Origin of the sequence: Rhizobium rhizogenes NBRC 13257, from assembly GCF_000696095.1 — a bacterium.
GTDB classification, from domain to species: domain Bacteria; phylum Pseudomonadota; class Alphaproteobacteria; order Rhizobiales; family Rhizobiaceae; genus Rhizobium; species Rhizobium rhizogenes.
Genome location: NZ_BAYX01000004.1, coordinates 404,482 through 422,208 on the forward strand (window position 1 = coordinate 404,482; position 17,727 = coordinate 422,208).

The following is a 17,727-nucleotide window of genomic DNA, read 5'->3' on the forward strand; positions in this document are numbered from 1 at the left end:
ATTGGTTAGGCAGGCGACAGCAAAAAGATGGAAAATTGTCGAAAATCGAGTAGTTTTCGACAAATTGATAAGTTCGTTTTGACAGAATGATAGGTCCATGGATGATCTTGACCGCGACCTCCTGAGTGCATTGCGCCACAACGCCCGCGCTTCCGTCTCTTCGCTCGCGGCAGCGACCGGCACCTCGCGCGCGACCGTTACTTCCCGCATCGAGCGGCTGGTCGACACCGGCACCATCACCGCCTTCACCATCCGAACCGGCCACGAAACCCGCGCCGCCGGCGTCCGCGCCATCGTGCTCATCGAAGTGCTCGGCAAGCTGGCGGACAAGGTCGCCGATCAGCTTCGTGGCCTGCCGCAGGTGAGAGCGCTGCACAGCACCAACGGCAAGTGGGATTTCATCGCCGAACTCGAAGACCGTGACCTCGCCTCCTTCGACGAAACGCTGCGCCGCATCCGGCTTATCAATGGCATCAACACGACGGAGTCTAATATCTTGCTGAAAACGAGCAAGATGGGATTTTGAATACGAGGCCACAGCGGTGGTCAGGTTGTTTGTTCTGGAGCATACTTATTGCGGACGATGCCCGCGCGCATAATTGGTCAGATGGAGTGGCTTGCCCCGAGGTCAACATGTCAATCAATCTTGAAATCCGGCAATATGCCGGCCCGGATCGTCATCGTCACGACTATAGCCAGATTCTGTTTCCCATGCGCGGTTCCATGCTGGTCGATGTCGAAGGGCGGGCCGATGTCGTTTCAAGCAATAGCATGGCGATCATCCCGCAGGACCGCATGCACAATTTCGTGCCGAGCGCCGATTGCAGCCTCATGGTCATGGACGTGGAGCTTACGTCTCTTCCCGACGCGCTTGTTCCCTCCGTCTTGAGCGACGCGTCGGCTTTGACGATCAAGATCAAGCCTTGGCTCTGGCGGCTTTTCAACCAGCTTGGCCGGGAGGTCGAAGCGGATGGGCGTCGCGCCCCGGATGTCGCCCATCTGGCGTTGAGCGGGTTGCAGCTCCTCAAGCAGGAGCCGGCGACGGCTGCTGCATCCCGGAGCCTGGCCGAACGGCGTGTTCTTGACGCGGCTGGCGCATTGGGAAACGACCTTGGGCAGACCAGCGTGACGAACATGGCGCGCAAGGCCGGTCTTGGGCAAAGCCAGTTCCATGCGCTTTTTCGGGAAGCGGTCGGTCAATCGCCGCGGCAATACCAGTTGCGGAAGCTTTTCGACCGTGCCGTCGATCTGCTCGTCAACACATCACTGCCGATTTCGGAAATTGCCTATGATCTCGGCTATCGAAATGCTTCGTCCTTTAACCGACAGTTCAAGCAGAGATTCGGCTTGACCCCATCGGCCTTCCGTAATGCCGATGCAGATGGCAGGTCGGTCGCGGATTGAAGATCGGAGGTTCGGTCAAGTCATTCGGAGCTTCGCCTCATCACAAGGGCTCCGATTCCTGCGAAATTCCGCCAGACAAACATCTGTCTTCAGGAGGCCCGCTTGACCAAACTGACTGATTTCAAGGCTCTCACCTTTGATTGCTACGGCACGCTCATCGATTGGGAGGCTGGCCTCTGGAACGCTCTTCAACCGCTCTTGAGCGAAGGCGGGCTGACCACGGACCGCGAGGAGGCGCTCGAACTCTTCGGCCGGCTGGAGATGGAGCAGGAGGTTGAGACGCCGTCGCTCCGGTATTCTTCTTTGCTCGGGATCGTGCATGCGCGCATGGCCAAATTCTGGGGTGCGCGCGTCTCCTCTGAGATGCATGACCGCTTCGGCATGTCGGTTCCGGACTGGCCGCCTTTTCCGGATTCCGCCGGCGCGCTCTGCTATCTGAAGAAGCACTACAAGATCATCATCTTGTCGAATGTCGATCGCACCAGCTTTGCGGCCAGCAATCGGAAACTCGGGGTAAATTTCGATGCGGTCTACACGGCCGAAGACATCGGGTCCTACAAGCCCGATCCGCGCAATTTCACCTATCTGCTCGATCATTTGCGCGATGATTTTGGTATTGCGCCTTCGCAGGTGCTTCACACCGCACAGAGCCTTCATCACGATCATGTGCCGGCGGCAAAGGCGGGCCTAGCCCGCGCCTGGATCGACCGGCGTTCCGGACGGCCCGGTGGCGGAGCCACGCCGGTGCCGTCGAACATCCCGCCAGTGGACTTCGTGTTCAAGAGCCTTGCCGAATTTGTCGATACGCATCGCAGTGCCGTTGGGGCTTGATTAACGTATCTGTTAGCCGGAATGCCTGTGAGCAGGCTTTCCGGCCATATCGCCCTAATATTCGTGCTCGTAGACGATGCCTGCTTCGCCCGCGCCATTCGAGCCGGCGGCACCCCGCAACTTCACTCCGCGTCCGACGTCGAGATTGATAATCGCCTTGGTGTTGTTGGAGGAGCCCTGCTGCAGTTCGATATAGGTGCGCTTGTTCAGGTACTTGCCGGCGCCGACCTGCGCCTGGCCGTTCGAATCCGTGGAGATGTCGAGATCGTCGACGCCGAGATGGCTGCGCAGACCGTCGAACAGCGAGGTGGAGCGCCCGCCGGCGAGCTGGCTGGCGGCATCGGCGAGCTGGGCGATCTGCATCGCCGACAGCTTCGACATCGATTGGCCGAAAATCAGCTGTGCCATCACCTCGTCCTGCGGCAGGGCAGGCGAGGAGGAGAAGCCGATCTGCGGGTCGGTCGCTAGGCCCGTGACATCCACGGTGATGGTCGTGGAGCTCACCGACGAGGTGGCTTCCATGTTGAGCGCCGGCGTCAGGTCGCCGCCGAAGGTAATCTTGCTGGTGTCGGTAAAATCCAGACGGCGGCTGAGGATGGTCAGGCGACCGCGCCGCATGGTGAAGCCGCCGGAGACGACTGGATTTGCCGCCGTGCCGCGAACCGTGATGCTGCCGCCAAGTTCCGCATCGATGCCGCGGCCGCGCACGAAGATCTGTGACGGCGCGTCGATTTGCATCTCGATGCCGAGGCTGGTGGATTTGCTGCTTGGCGCCTGCGGCTTCTGATCCTTGAACTGGGCGGTGACCGCGGCCGGAGCGTTCTTGTGCTTGATGTTGATCTCGGAGAGCGAGGCCGGTAGCTTTTCCGGCACGGTGATCGACGCCTTGTTGAGCTTCAGGTTGCCCGTCAGCACCGGTGCGGTCATCAGCGGTCCCTTGATGCCGAGCGTGCCGTTGACGGTTGCCGTCACCAGCGTACCGTCAACATAGGTCGCGTTGTTGAATTTCAGCTGGATATCGGCGGGAAAGCCGCCGTCCGCGACGATGCCCACCGTGCCGCTCGCCGAGACGCTGCCGCCGCTCGCGAGATTGCCGTTGAGGCGTGAAATCACCGCCTGCTTGCCGTCGAGCGTGACGGTAACCGCAAGGCCGTTGAGCGTGAGGTTGCGGCGGACATCGACAAGCCGGCTGCCATCGGTGGTGATCGTGCCGGTAATAGCTGGGGCGGCGGTCGTGCCGCCGATCTGCAGGTCGATCTTCGCCGTGCCGGTCATGACCAAGCCCTGCGCCGCGAGCTGGCCGGCGAGCGCGTCGAAGGGCAGGTTGCCGGAAAATTTCATCGCCAGCGCCTTGCTGCCGGCAACGGCGACCGTGCCGCCTCCGTTCAGCGCCAGGCCGCTCTGGCCGGTCAGGTTGGTGTCGATGGTGACGACGTTATCGGCGAATTTGCCGTTCGCCTTGATGCCGAGCGGACCGAGCCCAGCCGATTTCGTCTGGCTGGTGGCAGCCCCTGACCAATTGGTCTGAAAGCCGACGACAGGCGAAGCCGGCTTACCGGTGACGGTCACTGTGCCGGAGATCGCACCTTCGGCGGCAAGCGTCGGGGCGAAGACATTGGCGAGGCTGGCGGGCAGGTTGTCGATCTTGGCCTTGATGTTCAGCGCCTGGCCCGCGGTGCCATCGACGACCACGGAGCCGCCGCCGGTCTGGATGGTCAGACCGTTCAGCGCAACCGTGCCGTCCTTGATGGTGATCTTGGTCGGCGAGGCCAGCTTCACCGGAATGGTGCGCGGCGCACCCGCGAAACTGTCGAGGCTGACGACCGTCTGACCGCCGCCGGTCTCGACATTGCCGCTGGCGGTGAGCGGCGCGTTGTCATAGCTCGATTTGAGATCGAACACCGTGCGGCTGCCCTGCTGCGTGAAGGTCAGACCGAGATCGGCGATGCGATTGGCGCCGGATGCGATAGCGCCGGCACGGATGCTGCCATTGGCGGAAAAGGATTTCAGGTCATCGACGGTGAGCGCAATGACCGGTTTGTCGATGACGAGATCGTCACGGCGGATACCGCCGCCGGTGGCATCCACCTTCAAGCCGATCTTGCCATTGGCGTTGGAAAGGTCGAGCGTACCCTTCAGGTCGCCGGCCGCCTTTTGTCCGGCGAGGGCGGCGATGAGGCTGAGATCGGGAAGATCGAAGGTCAGCGCGCCGGTCGGTTCGAAACTCGGCGAGAAATCCAGCTTGCCCTGCAGCTTGTTGGGGCCGATCTCGACGGCAAGCGCCGGAATGCTGGTGCGGCCACCTTGAGAGGTGGCGTTGGCGGTGATGCTGATCGGCTTGCCGTCGATGGCGCCGTTCGCCTGCACATCCGCCTGTGGGGCATTCGGATCGGCGGTTCCGGTTAGCGCGACGTCAAGCGTGTCCAGCAACCGCCCGGCGAGCTTGACGTTGACGGCCTTCACCGTCGCGTCGATGCCGAGTGCTGTCAGCGGACCTTTGGTCTTGAGGCCGATATCCGCCTGTCCCTCGGCATTCGGGATCAGCTTGGAGAGGTCGAGCAGCTTGGCTGTCAGGTTCGACGCCAGCGTCTGGCCATCGAGCGTGGCATTGCCGTTGATTTCGCCGACATTCGATTTCACCGCCAGATTGGAGAGGTTGATCTTCGTCGGCACGGTGCCGGCGACCTGGCCTTCCAGCGAAATCGTTCCCTCGAACTTGTTCGATACGCCATCCGGCAGCACGGCGGGCAGCGCGAAGAGCTTGAAGTTGCCGGTCAGCGCCTTCGATGACAGCGTATACTTGCCGTTGACGGTGCCGCCGATGCTGGCGCTTTCCAGCGTCGTGTTGTTGAAGCCGATCGTGTCGGGCGAGATCTGCAGCGGCGCAGTCAGCGAAATCGGTGCGCGGATCAGACGGTTGAGATCGGGGCTGACGAATGCGGTCTGACCGACCACGAGGCGAAGCTGCAGCGGGCCGGACGCGGTGGCCAGGTTGAAGGCGTCGCTTTGGGCGCTGAGATTTATCTGGCCGATCTGGCCTTGCGGCGCGCTGGCACTTTCGAGCGAAGCCTTGGCATCGATCTTCGCCGACTGCGAGGCGCCCGTCAGCGCGAGGTCGGCGCGCGAGATCTTCGCCCGCAGCTCACCGTTTTCCATCGGCCAGCGGAAATCGACCGGACCCGACGTGCCGAGCAGGTTGGCGTTGAGGCTGTTATTGCCCGAGGGATCGAGCGTGCCGGAGGCGGCAATGACGACGCTGCCGGTGGCGAGATTGCCGGTCTGGATATCGATCTTGCCCTTGCCGTCGAAGGTGGCGGAGAGGTCGATCGTCGTCTGGCCGGCAAATAGCGGGCGCAAGGTCGGTGGCAGCAGAGAATCGACGTCGCCGCCGCCCTTGACGTCAATATGATGCAGCCCGTCCGCCGACATGGTGTGCTGGCCGCTGATCGAGACCGTCGGCTTGTCGTCGAGTGCCGCCTGCAGCTTGCCGACCCAGTTGGACAGCGGCCCCTCGCCGGAGAGATTGATGTCGATCGCCGGGCCACCCGGCAGATGCAGCAGTCCGGCGAGCAAGCCGTCGCGCGGTTCGGCGACGTCGGCCTTCAGGTTCAGCCGGTTTTCGGCTGGCGCAAAGGAGATGTTGGTCGAGAGCTTGGCGTCGGGAACATCCTGGCGATTGGCATTGAGGACGAGATCGATGCTGTTGTTGTTCGCCTTGACGCTGCCATTGGCCACAAGGGCGAAATCCTGGCCGGCGACGGCTTGGCTTATGCGTAGATCCGGCAGGGCGATGGCGCCGATATCGAGAGCGATGGGCAGCGAGAAGCCGCTGCTTTCACTCGTCGCGGCCCGAGGTTCCGCTTTCACCGTCGACACTGGCAGGCGCTGAAGGTCCACGACGTCCGCGGCGACGCGATCTGCATGGAACGTGCCCGTCAGCAGCGAGAGCGGCGACCAGTCGATGGCCAGATTCTGCAGTTTCGCAACGGTGCCCTTGGTATCGGTAACGGTGATTGCGCCGACCCGGAGGCTGCCGGTCAGAAGCCCGGACGGCTGGGCAATCGTGATGGTGCGGTCCGGTGTCGAGACGAGCTTTGCCACCCGGTTCACGGCATAGCCGGTGGCGCCGGGCACGAAGCCGACGACGAGTACAGCGATAATGGCCAGCACGAGAATCGCCACGACGACATAGCCGACGAAGCGCAACAATCTCCCGAGAATTCGAATCAACATGCTCATGAGAGCGACAGTAACCTCAATTTTGTAACCGCGTGCTGAACTGATCTCCGATCATACGGCTGGTCAGAAGGATTGGCCGATGCCGGCGTAGATGCCATATGCCGTACCGTCAGGATATTTCTTCAGGGGAACGGCGACATCGAGCCTGATGGGGCCGAAGGGCGTAGCGTAGCGCACACCGACGCCCGCGCCAATGCGAAGATCGGAAAAGTCGGGAAACGCGCTGTCGGTGACGCTGCCCATGTCGACGAAGGGCACGATGCCGATCGTGTCGGTGATCTTGATGCGAGCTTCGAAAGAGGCGGTGCCATAGGAGCGGCCGCCGAGCGCATCGCCATTGGAGTTGTAGGGCGTGATTTCCTGATAGGCGTAGCCGCGCACCGAGCCGCCGCCGCCGGCATAAAAGCGCCGGGTGGCCGGAATGTCCTCGATACTGTTGGCTCCAAGCAGCGAGCCGAGGGCAAGCTTGCCGGCGAAGACGACGTTGTTGTTGGCGCCGACGCCCTGATAGCCGGTGATCGAGCCCTCGAAGGAGCTGAACACTGCACCGCCCATCGCTTCATAGCTCGGTTTGGCGCTGATCGAGGCGCGGTAGCCCTCGGTCGGGTCCAGCTTGTTATCGCGCGTGTCCCTGACATATTCGAGCGGGATGGCAACCGTCAGATAGTTTTGATCGCCATAGGCGTCGGTGCTGTCCTGCTCATAGGAGATTTCGCCGCCGGCGGAGACAGTGTCCTGATCGGACAGCTCGTAGGCAAGACCGGCGCTCACGGTGGCGGTATCGGCATCGTAGGCATCCGGATGCAGGCTCTGCATCTTCAGGCCGGTGGTGAAGGTCGCCGAGGGATATAGGGTTGCGGGCCTCACGTAGGTAATGCCGGCGCTATAGTCGAGCTGGCCGACATCGGTGGTTTCGCCGAGCCGGGAGACAGATCCCTCGATGCGCAGCGAGTCCGCCCGGCCGGTCAGGTTGCGGTGGCCCCAATAGCCCTGCAGGCCGAAGCCGTCGATGGTGGAATATTGCGCGCCGACCCCGAAATAGCGCTGCTTGCCTTCCGACACTTCGATGGTCATCGGGATGCTGCCGTCCGGTGCCAGCTTTTCGGCCTCGCGGATGGTGACGCTGGAAAAGACGCCGAGCTTGCGCAGCCGGTCGGAGGCTTTCTTCAATTCGTCCGGGGAATAGGGCTTGCCCTCGTTGATGCGGGCATAGCGCTTGATGAAATCCGGATCGACCGATTTCTGGCCGGTAACGCCGACATTGCCGAAGGGTGCGATCGGGCCACTGTCGACCTTCAGGGTCACCTCGACCGTGCGGGTCGCGTGATCGGCGACGACATCGCGCCTGTCCAGTTTGGCGAGTGGGTGGCCCTCATTCTTAAGGTCGGCGACGATCTTGTCGCCCGCCTTGATAATGGTCAGCGAGCCGGCATCACCGCCGGGGACGAGCCCGTATTGCGTGACGTTGCGGTCGGCCGCGTCGCCCAGCAGATTGACCTTGCCGAGCTTGAAGAACGGGCCGGGATCGACGCTGACGGTTACGGCTACGGGCGTCGAGCGGCTGAAGGTCGGGTTCGGCGGCAGCGCGTCCAGATTGGTGCCGTTGACGGTGATGGTGACCACCGCGCCATAACGGGCTTTTTCATAAAGGGTAGCGATCAGCCGGTCGCGATCGTCGCGCGCCTTGATGACGACACCGAGATCACCGGAAACCGGCTTCTTCTTGTCGGCGACCAGCATCGACGTGTCGGTCAGGGATTTCTTGAGGTCCTTGTCGAGATTGTCGGTCTTCAGATCGACCGTGTAGCGGACGGGATCGGAAACCTGGTCCGTCGTCTCGTCCTCGCCCCAGAGGGTCATGCCGAACAGCTTGAAAGCAAAGGCGTTTTTGGCACAGAGCGGGGCGAGCGCAAGTGTTGCCGCAACCGCCATTACGGTGCCTGCTCGCCGATACGCAATACTCTTTCTCGGGCCAGTTCTTTTACGCATACGCCGCTTTACGGTTATGTGAGAACTTACTCAGTTTGGTGTTTCCCCGGGGTTAACGCGGGGGCACCATAGAGACAAAAGCGTCCCGCGTGTACCTTTTTAGACACGAAAACTTACAAAAGGCGGCCGTAAAAATGAAAAATCCCGGATTTCCGTCCGGGACTTAGGGCCATTGCGGCTGTTTCCACAGGGCAGTTGGTGCCCGTCATTTTCCGCCGGTAAAGAGGAGGTTGCTGCGTCCCCGATGCTCTTAATCCAGGAGGCTGAAATCAAAAAATCCCGGGCTTTGGGCCCGGGACCTTGGTCATTTCTATTGGCTGTTGATCAGTAGCCGCTGTTGTAGCCGCCGTAACCGCCACGATAGCCACCATCATCACGGTAGCCGCCGCGTGGGCAATTATCGATGTAACGACGGCCATAGCGGTCGCGGTAGTAGCACTGGCCGGGCTGTTCGGCGACGCTGCCGATGACAGCGCCGGAAACGCCACCGATCGCGGCGCCGACGGCTGCGCCGCGGACGTTGCCGGTCACCGCGCCGCCGATGATGGCGCCGGATGCCGCGCCGATGCCGGCGCCTTGTTCAGTCGGGGTGCAGCTTGCGATCGACAAGCCGACCAATGCGAGCATAAGAACTTTCTTCATTCACTCTCTCCAACGTTAGTTAAGCCGGACCCCCGGCCAACGTCGTCCCATTCTTCAGCTCCACCACGATGGGCTGTCCTTACAGTCCTGCAGCTACGAAGAAATATCGCGTAAAATATGATTGTCCATTGGGCATCTTTATTTTCTTTAATGCTAAACTAGCTGAATCTACAATAGGTAGGCGGAATAAATTGCGCGAGGGAAAATCCACGCCTACTTCTAAAGTAGAGGTTGATCGTACTTCAAAAAAGTCAAATGATGGGAATTGCCTCTGGAGGAGAGGCGTGGAGGAAAATATGGCAAAGGTGACTTTGACGGTGAACGGCCGGACGGTCGGCGGCGAGTGCGAGGAGCGCACGCTGCTTGTCCATTTCATCCGGGAAAAGCTTGGCCTGACGGGAACCCATGTCGGCTGTGACACCAGCCAGTGCGGCGCCTGTGTGATTCATATGGACGGAAAATCGGTCAAGAGCTGTTCGATCCTCGCCGTGCAGGCGTCTGGCTCGGCGATCACGACCATCGAAGGCCTGGCCGCCAACGGCGAGCTGCATCCCGTTCAGGCCGCTTTCAAGGAGCATCATGGCCTGCAATGTGGCTTCTGTACGCCTGGCATGGTGATGACGGCGGTCGACATGATCAATCGTCACGGCGGTTCGCTTGACGAAAAGACGGTGCGGGCCGAGCTGGAAGGCAATATCTGTCGTTGCACCGGCTATCACAATATCGTCCAGGCGGTTCTTGCCGCCAATGCCGAAATGCACGCCGCCAAGCAGGCGGCCGAGTAAGATTTCACCGAGACTGTCTGGCGAACGCCAATGGCTGTTATCTTGGCGGATTGCCGGGCCCGGAACCCCAATGGGAGGATATCATGGGCGTTGAAGGCATTGGTGCGCGCGTCACGCGCAAGGAAGACAAACGATTTCTGACGGGCAAGGGGCGCTACACCGACGACATGGTGACGCCGGGCATGAAATACGCTTATTTCGTCCGCAGCCCGCACGCGCACGCGAAGATTACCGGCCTCGACACGTCGGCGGCGCTGGCCATGCCGGGCGTAATCGGGGTGCTGGACGGTAAGCAATTGCTTGCCGATGGCATCGGCAATCTGATCTGCGGCTGGATGATCCATTCCAAGGATGGCTCGCCGATGAAGATGGGTGCATGGCGGCCGCTGGCGGTCGATACCGTGCGTTATGTCGGCGATGCCGTGGCGATCGTGGTTGCCGACAGCCTGGGCGAGGCTCGCGACGCGGCCGAGGCCGTCGTGGTGGATTATGATGAGCTTCCCGCCGTCGTCGAAGCGGTCGAGGCGCTGAAGCCCGATGCGCCGCAGATTCATCCCGAGGCGCCAAGCAACTTGATCTTCGACTGGGAGATTGGCGATGGCGCTGCGACCGACAGTGCGATTGCCGCTGCGGCGCATGTCACCGAGATCGAGATCCATAACAACCGGCTGTCGCCGAACGCGATGGAGCCGCGCGCAACGCTCGGCATCTACGATTCCGCTGAGGATCACTATACCTGCTACACCACCAGCCAGAACCCGCATGTGGCGCGGCTGGTGATGAGCGCCTTCTACAATGTCGCGCCGGAAAACAAGCTGCGGGTGATCGCGCCCGATGTCGGCGGCGGCTTCGGCTCGAAGATCTATATCTATCCGGAAGAGATCGTCTGTCTCTGGGCCTCGAAGAAAACCGGCGTGCCCGTCAAATGGACGGCCGACCGCACCGAGGCTTTCCTCACCGATGCCCATGGCCGCGACCATGTCTCCAAGGTCAAGATGGCCTTCGATGCCGAACACCGGATCATCGGCTTGAAGGTCGACACCATCGCCAATCTCGGCGCCTATATGTCGCTGTTTTCCTCGGCGGTGCCGACCTATCTCTACGCGACGCTGCTGTCCGGGCAATATGCGATCCCGGCGATCCACGCCAATGTCCGCACCGTCTATACCAATACGGTGCCGGTCGACGCCTATCGCGGCGCTGGACGGCCGGAAGCGACCTACCTCCTGGAACGCACGATGGAAACGGCGGCGCGTGAGCTTGGCATTTCGCCGGCGGAGTTGCGGCGCGCCAATTTCATCCGCTCTTTCCCCTATCAGACGCAGGTGATCATGAATTATGACGCCGGCGACTACGAGGCGTCGCTGAATGCCGCCATGCAGCAGGCGGACTGGAGCAACTTTCCTGCCCGCAAGGCGGAAGCGGCAGCGCGCGGCATGAAGCGCGGCATCGGTATGAGCTGTTATATCGAAGCCTGCGGCATCGCGCCGTCCCAGGCGGTCGGTTCGCTCGGCGCCGGCGTCGGTCTCTGGGAATCGGCCGAGGTGCGTGTCAACGCAGTCGGCACCATCGAAGTGCTGACTGGCTCACACAGCCATGGCCAGGGACATGAGACTACCTTCGCGCAGCTCGTCGCCGACCGGCTCGGCGTGCCGATCGACAGCATCTCCATTGTCCATGGCGATACTGACAAGGTGCAGATGGGCATGGGGACTTACGGCTCGCGCTCCGGCGCCGTCGGCATGTCCGCCGTGGTCAAGGCGCTCGACAAGGTGGAGGCCAAGGCAAAGAAGATCGCCGCCCATCTGATGGAAGCCGACGAAAGCGATATCGTCATCGAGAACGGCGAGGTGAAGGTCGCCGGCACCGACAAGTCGCTGCCGTGGTTTCAGGTAGCGCTGTCGGCCTATACCGCGCACAACCTGCCTGCCGGCATGGAGCCGGGCCTGAAGGAAACCGCCTTTTACGATCCGGCCAACTTTACCTTCCCGGCCGGCTGCTACATCTGCGAAGTCGAGGTCGATCCGGAAACCGGCAAGACCGAGATCATCCAGTTCGTCGCCGCCGACGATTTCGGCAATATCATCAACCCGATGATCGTCGAGGGCCAGGTGCATGGCGGTATCGCGCAGGGGATCGGCCAGGCATTGCTCGAGGGCGTGCATTACGACGAGAACGGCCAGCTGCTGACGGCAAGCTTCATGGACTACACCATGCCGCGCGCCGACGATCTGCCGTCCTTCAAACTGTCGCATCAAAACACGCCTTGCCCGAGCAATCCGCTGGGGATCAAGGGCTGCGGCGAGGCCGGCGCTATTGGTTCACCTCCGGCTTTGATCAACGCTATCACCGATGCGATCGGTAACAACACGCTTACCATGCCGGCCACGCCGCTGAAGGTATGGGAAGCCACCCGGGCCGTGGCCTGAGAAGAGGAGGAGAAAGCCATGTATGCAACCAACTATCACCGCGCCTCCTCGGTCGACGAAGCCGTCAAGCTTCTGTCGGGCGCCGACGAGGGCAAATATGTCTCCGGCGGCATGACGCTGATCGCCACCATGAAACAGCGGCTGGCCTCGCCGAGCGATCTCGTCGATCTCCGGCATATTCCGTCGCTGAAGGGCATTCGCGTCGATGGCCGCAGGGTGACCATCGGAGCGGCGGCGACGCATGCGGAGGTCGCCTCTTCGGCGGCGATCCGTGCCGTCTGTCCGGCGCTCTGCGATCTCGCCGGCATGATCGGCGATCCGCATGTTCGCCATATGGGCACGATCGGCGGTTCGGTCGCCAATAATGATCCGGCGGCGGACTATCCCTCGGCCATGCTGGGCTTGGGCGCCACCATCGTCACAGACAAGCGCCAGATTACGGCCGATGATTTCTTCACCGGCCTGTTCGAGACGGCATTGGAAGACGGCGAGCTGATCACCGCCATCACCTTCGAGGCGCCGGAGAAGGCGGGTTACGCCAAATTCCCCAATCCGGCCTCGCGCTACGCCATGACCGGCGTCTTCGTCGCCAAGGGCGTGGGTGGCGTTCGGGTCGCGGTTACCGGCGCGGGTGCGGACGGCGTGTTCCGCCATGCCGGCATGGAACAGGCGCTTGCGGCGAACTGGGCGCCGGATGCCGTTGCCAACGCAACCGTCGATTCGTCGGCGCTGATGTCCGACTTGCATGCCACGGCCGAATACCGCGCCAATTTGATAAAGGTCATGGCCAAGCGCGCGGTGGCGGCAGCATAGATCGCCACGGAAAATGCCGGAGTGGCGGCTCGGTCGCCCTCCGGTTCGTCCCAGCGCCGGGCATGGTTGTAATTGTCAATTCGCCGTGATCGTCTATTCTTGTCTAGAATTGTTCAAAATTAAGGGCCATTTGCCGCAGTGGGGCGTGAAAGCAATGTTGAGGGGTTGACGTGCGAACCGGCATTCAGGAAAAACGGTTGCATGGTTCTGGAGCAGATGATGGATTTCGAAGCATTTTTTAAGGGCGAGCTGGACGGGCTGCACAAGGAAGGCCGCTACCGCGTGTTCGCCGATCTGGAGCGTCATCGCGGCAGCTTTCCACGCGCGACCCGGCATACGCCCAACGGCCCGCAGGAAGTGACGGTCTGGTGCTCCAACGACTATCTCGGTATGGGCCAGCATCCGAAAGTGATCGAGGCGATGAAAGAGGCGATCGATCACTGTGGCGCGGGTGCGGGAGGCACCCGGAATATTTCTGGCACCAACCACTACCATGTCATGCTCGAGCAGGAGCTTGCCGATTTGCACGGCAAGGAATCCGCTCTGATCTTCACCTCCGGCTATATCTCCAACTGGGCGACGCTCGGCACGCTCGGCACACGTATTCCCGGCTTGATCGTTTTCTCCGACGCGCTGAACCATGCGTCGATGATCGAGGGCATCCGTCACGCGAAATGCGCCAAGGTCATCTGGAAGCATAACGACCTGCACGATCTCGAAGCCAAGCTCAAGGCCGCCGATCCGAAGGCGCCGAAGCTGATCGCTTTCGAGAGCGTCTATTCAATGGATGGCGACATCGCCCCGATCAAGGAAATCTGCGATCTCGCTGACAAATACGGTGCGATGACCTATCTCGACGAAGTGCATGCCGTTGGCATGTACGGTCCGCGCGGCGGCGGTATCGCAGAGCGCGAGGGGCTGATGGATCGGCTGACGGTCATCGAAGGCACGCTCGGCAAGGCATTTGGCGTCATGGGCGGCTACATCGCCGCATCGACGGCGCTTTGCGATTACATCCGCTCCTTCTCCTCTGGCTTCATCTTCACGACGTCGCTGCCGCCTTCGCTCGCCGCCGGCGCTGTCGCCTCGATCCAGCATCTGAAGGTCAGCCAGTTCGAACGCGCGCGCCATCAGGACCGTGTCCGCCGGCTGCGCGCCCAGCTTGATGCCGCCGGTATCCCGCATATGCCGAACCCGAGCCATGTCGTGCCGGTTCTGGTCGGTGATGCCGCCAAGTGCAAGTGGATCTCCGATCTCCTGCTCGACAACGGCGTCTACGTCCAGCCGATCAACTATCCGACCGTGCCGAAGAAGACCGAGCGCCTGCGCATCACGCCGACGCCGCTGCATTCCGACGCCGATATCGAGCATCTGGTCGGAGCGTTGCACGCGCTCTGGTCGCGTTGTGCGCTGGCAAGGGCTGTGGCCTAAAGCCCTGTCATCTTGATCCTGTCGTGACATCTGCTGATTGCGGTAGCATTCAGCAGCGCCGATGCATGATTTAAACCAGACAAATAACTTTTCCAGGAACCGCTCTATGAGCATAGCTGTTGCCGGTCGGGAGAGCGAACGACATCGGCTTGCCTCCGATCTCGACAGAGATACAAAATGCGCAGATGAAATCCGCTATGCGCTGTTTTCTGGAAGGCGGCATTCGTTAAGCGAGCGCAGACAGCTCCAATTTCTAAAATTAGGTCTAAGGACGTTGAGCCCGTGATCTATGTCATGTGGAATAGTCGAGGCTGTCGGTGGGCGAGCTGTTTTGCGGCTTACGAGAACTGGCGGTCACGCGGAATTTCTCAACGCGGATCCGGGTGAACTATGTATGTGCATGACCATGGCAGCAAGCGAGTAAAAGCTGGTTTGGTCGTAGCGATGGTTCTTTGCCTCGGTCTGGCGGGCTGCAAGAATTCGAATCCCGTCGATATCCTTGTCCATGTCATTGTCTCCGCGTTGAACAAAAACCTGACTGATAACAGCGTAGCCGATACTCAAACAGCGGCGCCGTCGACGAGCCAAGCGAGCGCAAACAGCGATTCATCGGCAGTGACATCGGAGGCAGGAGCCATAGCCGATAGCGCGGTCTCCACGACGAGTGCCGCCGCGCCGCAAGAGGAGGCTTCGGCAGGAAACACCAGTTCGACCTCCGACAATGCTTCCACCAACGGCGGCGCTACCGGCCAGACCGACACGATCACGACAAGCAGCAGCGCAAGAACATTCATCCATCCTGGCCTGTTGCAGAGCCAAGCGGATTTCGACCGGATCATCAAGCAGATCGCCGCCGGTTCCGAGCCCAGCGTCAGCGGCTGGCAAAAGCTGATCAACAACAGGCATGCGTCACTGGGGTATACGCCGAGGCCGGTATCCGTCATTTTTCGCGGCAATGACGGTGTTCATGCCCAGAACTATGCGCTGCTCTTCAACGATGCCGCCGCCGCTTATGCCCTGGCTCTGCGCTGGAAGATCAGTGGAGATCCGGCCTACGCGATCAGGGCCATCAAGGTCTTGAACGACTGGTCCTCGACGCTGACGGAAGTGGACGGCACCTCGGACAAGTTTCTCGCAGCGGGAATCTACGGCTATGAAATGGCCAATGCGGCGGAGATCATGCGCGGCTATAGCGGCTGGTCCGGCGATGATTTCGCCAGATTTCAGACCATGATGCTTACGATATTCTACCCGATGAACCACGATTTTCTGGTTCGGCACAACGGCGCCAAGGTCGACCACTATTGGGCCAATTGGGATCTTTCCAACCTTGCCTCGATAATGGCGATCGGGGTGCTGACGGATAGGGTCGATATCTACAAAGAGGCGATCGACTACCTCTACAATGGCGCCGGAAATGGAGCGCTGAACAAGACGTTCTGGAAGGTCTATGACGGCGGACTGGCGCAAGTCCAGGAGTCGGGGCGTGACCAGGGACACACGACACTCGACATCGCTCTCGTCGGCGCGATCTGCCAGATGGCTTGGTCGCAGGGCGACGATCTCTATGGTTACGACAACAACCTCGTGCTGGCCGGTGCCGAATATGCCGCCAAATACAATCTGGGCTACGATGTGCCGTACACAACCTATAAAAACAGCGACGTCACCCAGACGGCGATTTCAGAGGCGGACAGAGGAACGGAGCGGCCGATCTGGGAGATGCTCTATAACCACTATGTCGTCCTGAAAGGGCTCGATGCCCCGAATGTTTCCGCCTTCGCCGCCAAACTTCGTCCCGAAGGCGGCGGCGGCGACTATGGCCCGAACAGTGGCGGCTATGACCAGCTCGGCTACGGCACACTTCTCTATACGCTTGACTGACAGTTTGGCGGCGACGAGCTTTCGATTTTCGGATTTGCGCCGGAGTCTCGGCTACGCGGCCTTTTCCCGTTGAGCCACAAGGACGCCCGCGCGACGGCGCGCCTCCTCATCGGCGGCAAAGACCGCATCCATCGTTTCGGCGGTGCCGGTGGCGATCATCTGGTCCATCACGGCTTCGGCGATGTCGGCCATTTCCAGGAAGCCGATACGGCCATCCACGAAGGCATGGAAAGCGATTTCCTCGGCCGCGTTCATGATGGCGCCCTGCAGTCCGCCGCGCTCCATGGCGGTACGCGCCAGACGCAGCGCCGGGAAGCGAACTTCATCCGGAGCCTCGAAATCCAGCCGCGCCAGCTTGGTGAAATTCAGCCGCTCGACGTCGAGTTTCGTGCGGGACGGATAGGTCAACGCATAGCCGATGGCGGTACGCATATCCGGACAGCCGAGCTGCGCCAGCACCGAGCCGTCAGTATAGCCGACCATGGAATGGATGACGGATTGCGGATGGACCACGACCTCGATCTGGTCCGGGCGGACATTGAACAGGTGCTTGGCCTCGATCATCTCGAGCGCCTTGTTGAACATCGAGGCGCTGCCGATCGAGATCTTGAAACCCATGGACCAGTTGGGATGCGCGCGCGCGGTCGCCGGCGTGACATTGGCCATCTGCTCACGCGACCAGGTGCGGAAGGGGCCGCCGGAGGCTGTCAGGATGATGCGTTCCACCGCATGCTGCTGGTCGTCCTCCAGCGCCTGGAAAATAGCGCTGTGTTCGCTGTCGACCGGGATCAGCCGTCCGCCGCCTTCTGCGACGGCGCGCACGAAAAGATCGCCGGCTGAGACCAGGCATTCCTTGTTGGCAAGCGCGATATCGGCGCCCCGCCGCGCGGCTTCAAGCGTTGGCGCCAGGCCCGCCGTGCCGACGATTGCCGCCATTACCCAGTCCGAGGGAATGGAGGCAGCCTCGATCAATGCGTTCCGGCCTGCGGCCGCGGCGATGCCGGTGCCGGCTAGGGCATCCTTCAGCGCCTGATAGCGGTCTTCATTGGCGGTGACGGCAAGTGCTGCGCCACAGGCTTTCGCCTGGCTTGCCAGGAGGTCAATATTGTCGTGTCCGGTGATCGCTGCGATTTCGAAGGCGTCGCGTCCGCCCAGTTGGGCAATGACGTCGAGCGTGTTCTGGCCGATCGAGCCGGTCGAACCCAATATCGTCAGGCGGCGTTTGGCCTTGCTCCCGGTTGTCATTCAGGTATCCGCATCTTGCTGTCGTCGCCCATGGC

The 17,727-nt window shown here is 61.2% G+C and carries 13 protein-coding genes; 8 read left to right on the forward strand and 5 right to left on the reverse strand.

What is annotated here, in order from left to right; genetic code table 11:
* Window positions 1-97: 97 nt before the first annotated feature.
* The 3 genes from RRH01S_RS11420 to RRH01S_RS11430 all read left to right on the forward strand — a co-directional run bounded on the left by RRH01S_RS11420 (window position 98) and on the right by RRH01S_RS11430 (window position 2,235).
* Window positions 98-526: an Lrp/AsnC family transcriptional regulator gene (locus RRH01S_RS11420; RefSeq protein ID WP_007690060.1), complete on the forward strand. Its 429-nt coding sequence runs from the start codon at window positions 98-100 to the stop codon at window positions 524-526.
* A 107-nt stretch (window positions 527-633) separates the two neighbouring features.
* Entirely contained in the window at window positions 634-1,404 is a 771-nt protein-coding gene (locus RRH01S_RS11425; RefSeq protein WP_110924618.1) for a helix-turn-helix domain-containing protein, read from the forward strand.
* 102 nt (window positions 1,405-1,506) lie between these two features.
* Window positions 1,507-2,235: a haloacid dehalogenase type II gene (locus RRH01S_RS11430; RefSeq protein ID WP_042471698.1), complete on the forward strand. Its 729-nt coding sequence runs from the start codon at window positions 1,507-1,509 to the stop codon at window positions 2,233-2,235.
* Between the two features lie 54 nt (window positions 2,236-2,289).
* On the opposite strand, the gene RRH01S_RS11435 is transcribed toward RRH01S_RS11430, so the two are convergent.
* From RRH01S_RS11435 to RRH01S_RS11445, 3 genes are all read right to left on the reverse strand, one after another.
* A complete protein-coding gene (locus tag RRH01S_RS11435) occupies window positions 2,290-6,474 on the reverse strand; it encodes a translocation/assembly module TamB domain-containing protein (protein ID WP_042471700.1) in 4,185 nt (1,394 codons plus the stop codon).
* Between the two features lie 63 nt (window positions 6,475-6,537).
* Complete coding sequence (locus tag RRH01S_RS11440; protein WP_110924619.1) at window positions 6,538-8,463, reverse strand: autotransporter assembly complex protein TamA; 1,926 nt, start codon at window positions 8,461-8,463, stop codon at window positions 6,538-6,540.
* 324 nt (window positions 8,464-8,787) lie between these two features.
* Entirely contained in the window at window positions 8,788-9,105 is a 318-nt protein-coding gene (locus tag RRH01S_RS11445) for a YMGG-like glycine zipper-containing protein (RefSeq protein WP_007690049.1), read from the reverse strand.
* Window positions 9,106-9,401: 296 nt separating this feature from the next.
* Between RRH01S_RS11445 and RRH01S_RS11450 the strand changes: the two genes are divergently transcribed.
* The 4 genes from RRH01S_RS11450 (at window position 9,402) to hemA (ending at window position 14,563) form a co-directional block, all read left to right on the forward strand.
* Window positions 9,402-9,890 carry a (2Fe-2S)-binding protein gene (locus RRH01S_RS11450; protein ID WP_012652620.1) on the forward strand — a complete coding sequence of 163 codons (489 nt, stop codon included), beginning with the start codon at window positions 9,402-9,404 and terminating at the stop codon, window positions 9,888-9,890.
* A gap of 83 nt (window positions 9,891-9,973) precedes the next feature.
* Entirely contained in the window at window positions 9,974-12,319 is a 2,346-nt protein-coding gene (locus RRH01S_RS11455) for a xanthine dehydrogenase family protein molybdopterin-binding subunit (RefSeq protein WP_012652619.1), read from the forward strand.
* Between the two features lie 18 nt (window positions 12,320-12,337).
* On the forward strand, window positions 12,338-13,132 hold the full coding sequence (locus RRH01S_RS11460) for an FAD binding domain-containing protein (protein WP_007690043.1): 795 nt from the start codon (window positions 12,338-12,340) through the stop codon (window positions 13,130-13,132).
* Between the two features lie 219 nt (window positions 13,133-13,351).
* Window positions 13,352-14,563, forward strand: coding sequence for a 5-aminolevulinate synthase (gene hemA / locus RRH01S_RS11465; RefSeq protein ID WP_034522106.1), 1,212 nt, complete (start codon window positions 13,352-13,354; stop codon window positions 14,561-14,563).
* A 354-nt stretch (window positions 14,564-14,917) separates the two neighbouring features.
* On the opposite strand, the gene RRH01S_RS34790 is transcribed toward hemA, so the two are convergent.
* Window positions 14,918-15,070: a hypothetical protein gene (locus tag RRH01S_RS34790; RefSeq protein WP_234711679.1), complete on the reverse strand. Its 153-nt coding sequence runs from the start codon at window positions 15,068-15,070 to the stop codon at window positions 14,918-14,920.
* A 108-nt stretch (window positions 15,071-15,178) separates the two neighbouring features.
* Between RRH01S_RS34790 and RRH01S_RS11470 the strand changes: the two genes are divergently transcribed.
* Complete coding sequence (locus RRH01S_RS11470; protein ID WP_234711680.1) at window positions 15,179-16,447, forward strand: alginate lyase family protein; 1,269 nt, start codon at window positions 15,179-15,181, stop codon at window positions 16,445-16,447.
* A 51-nt stretch (window positions 16,448-16,498) separates the two neighbouring features.
* Here RRH01S_RS11470 and dxr read toward each other — a convergent pair whose 3' ends face one another.
* Window positions 16,499-17,692, reverse strand: a complete 1,194-nt coding sequence (gene dxr / locus RRH01S_RS11475; RefSeq protein ID WP_042471707.1) for a 1-deoxy-D-xylulose-5-phosphate reductoisomerase — start codon at window positions 17,690-17,692, stop codon at window positions 16,499-16,501.
* Between the last annotated feature and the right edge of the window lie 35 nt (window positions 17,693-17,727).